This window comes from Micromonospora sp. MP36 (assembly GCF_008119785.1).
GTDB lineage: Bacteria > Actinomycetota > Actinomycetes > Mycobacteriales > Micromonosporaceae > Micromonospora.
Genome location: NZ_VSFA01000241.1, coordinates 1 through 1804 on the forward strand (window position 1 = coordinate 1; position 1804 = coordinate 1804).

Below are 1804 nucleotides of genomic sequence, written 5' to 3' on the forward strand. Positions count from 1 at the left end.
GCGGTGGTGCGAGCTGTTCGCCGCCTACGAGTTCGACATTGGCGTCAGCATCGACGGGCCCGGCGTCCTGAACCGTAACCGTCTCGACCGGGCCGGCAACCCAACGGACAGCCGGACCCTTCGGGGGACTCAGATCTTGGCAGACGCTGGTCTGGCGTATTCGGTGATCTGCGTCGCCACGCCGGAGACCATCGACTACGCGGATGCCCTCGTTGACTTCTTCACCGGTCTGCCAGGTTGCCAGTCGGTGGGGTTCAACATCGAGGAGCAGGAGGGCGCCGACCGGACGCCGGTGTCTGAGGAGGCCGCGTACCGGTTCTGGGACCGCCTCGTCCAGCGCCGTGTCGACGGCAGCCCGCTGCGGATCCGCGACCTGGACCGGCTGGTCGACTACCTCGCCGCTGCCCGCGCCGGGCACGTCGACCACGCTCCCTACGAGCCGATCCCCACCGTCTCCTGGGACGGGCAGGTGGTGCTGCTGTCACCGGAGCTGCTCGGCATCACCGACCCGCGATACGGCGACTTCATCGCGGGCAACGTCCTCGACGAGCCGATCACCGCCATGCTCGCCCGCGCCGGCGACCTCCGCCACGTCGCCGAGTTCGTGACCGCCCTCAACGGCTGCGCCGACCACTGCGCCTACTACGACTTCTGCCGTGGCGCCCAGGCCGGCAACCGCTACTTCGAGCACCACACCTTCACAGCCTGCGAGACCGCCTACTGCCGAACCAGCAGGCAAGCCCTCGTCCGCGCCGCCGCGGACCACCTCACCCCTCAAGGAGGAGCACCATGACCAGCACCCTGGCGATCCTCGTCAACGCCACATCCGAGCAGCTCGCCCGCCTCGGCGTCGACCCGGATCGGTCGGTAGCGTCGATCGATGCGGCGAAGTTCGACAATCGGCCTACCTGGGACAATCGGGGGAAGTTCGACAGCCGACCCGGCTGGGACAACTGGAACAAGAAGAAGTAGCCCGCCGACACGCGGAAACGATCGGATACGCGGGTCGGCGCGCCCACCCCGCGCACACAAAGGTGGAGGACATATGCGTACCACCTCAGTCGGCGAAGTGAAGATCCTGCTGCCGGACCTCAATCCGGACGATCTCGACAGCGCGTCTGACCTGGACGACGGCCTCACCGAGGCCCTCGTCGAGGGCGCGTCCTGGCGCGGTGCGCAGATCGAAGGGATCAGCGCCCGGAGCAGCCGGATCACCGGTGGTGACCTCAGTGAATGCACATGGGAAGCCGGCAGCATCTACGGCTGCGAGATCACCCGTACCGATCTCTCCGGCGCGACCCTGACCGGCATCACCATCGAACGGTGCGCCGTCACCGGCTCACGGTTCACCGGCACCCGACTCACCGACGTCCGCCTCAAGGACGTCCTGTTCGACGGCTGCCGCTTCGACTACGCCACACTCCAGCGCGTCACTGCCGCCGGCTCGGTCGCCTTCACCGACTGCAGCCTCGCCAACGCCACCTGTTCCTCCTGCCGTCTTCCCGGCATGGCTCTGCGGTCATGCGACCTCGCGGGCCTGGAACTGGACTCCTGCCACCTTGGCGGTGCCGACCTGCGTGGCAGCCGCCTCCAAGGAATGAAGGCACCCCTCGCGAATCTGCAGGGCATCACAGAGGACCAACTTCCTGACCTCACCCAGCTGGCCATCGACGCCCTGGGCCTCACCGTGCGCAGCGACTGACTCCAATAGAGCACCGTGGCGGCTGACGCCATCGGCCCCGGACGGCATGGGAGTGTCAAGTTAACGGCCCTGTCTCACATTCGGTGGTGACGGAGGGTGCTG

3 protein-coding genes are annotated in these 1804 nt (G+C 67.4%); all 3 read left to right on the forward strand.

Annotated elements, in window-relative coordinates:
• Nucleotides 1-793, forward strand: a 793-nt coding sequence (locus tag FXF52_RS40930; RefSeq protein WP_148805004.1) for a radical SAM protein, incomplete at its 5' end; no start/stop codon positions are given.
• Entirely contained in the window at nt 790-972 is a 183-nt protein-coding gene (gene amcA, locus FXF52_RS40935) for a multiple cyclophane-containing RiPP AmcA (RefSeq protein ID WP_148805005.1), read from the forward strand. The genes FXF52_RS40930 and amcA, both read left to right, overlap by 4 nt.
• Before the next feature lie 73 nt (nt 973-1045).
• Nucleotides 1046-1702: a pentapeptide repeat-containing protein gene (locus tag FXF52_RS40940; protein WP_148805006.1), complete on the forward strand. Its 657-nt coding sequence runs from the start codon at nt 1046-1048 to the stop codon at nt 1700-1702.
• The last annotated feature ends 102 nt before the right edge of the window (nt 1703-1804 follow it).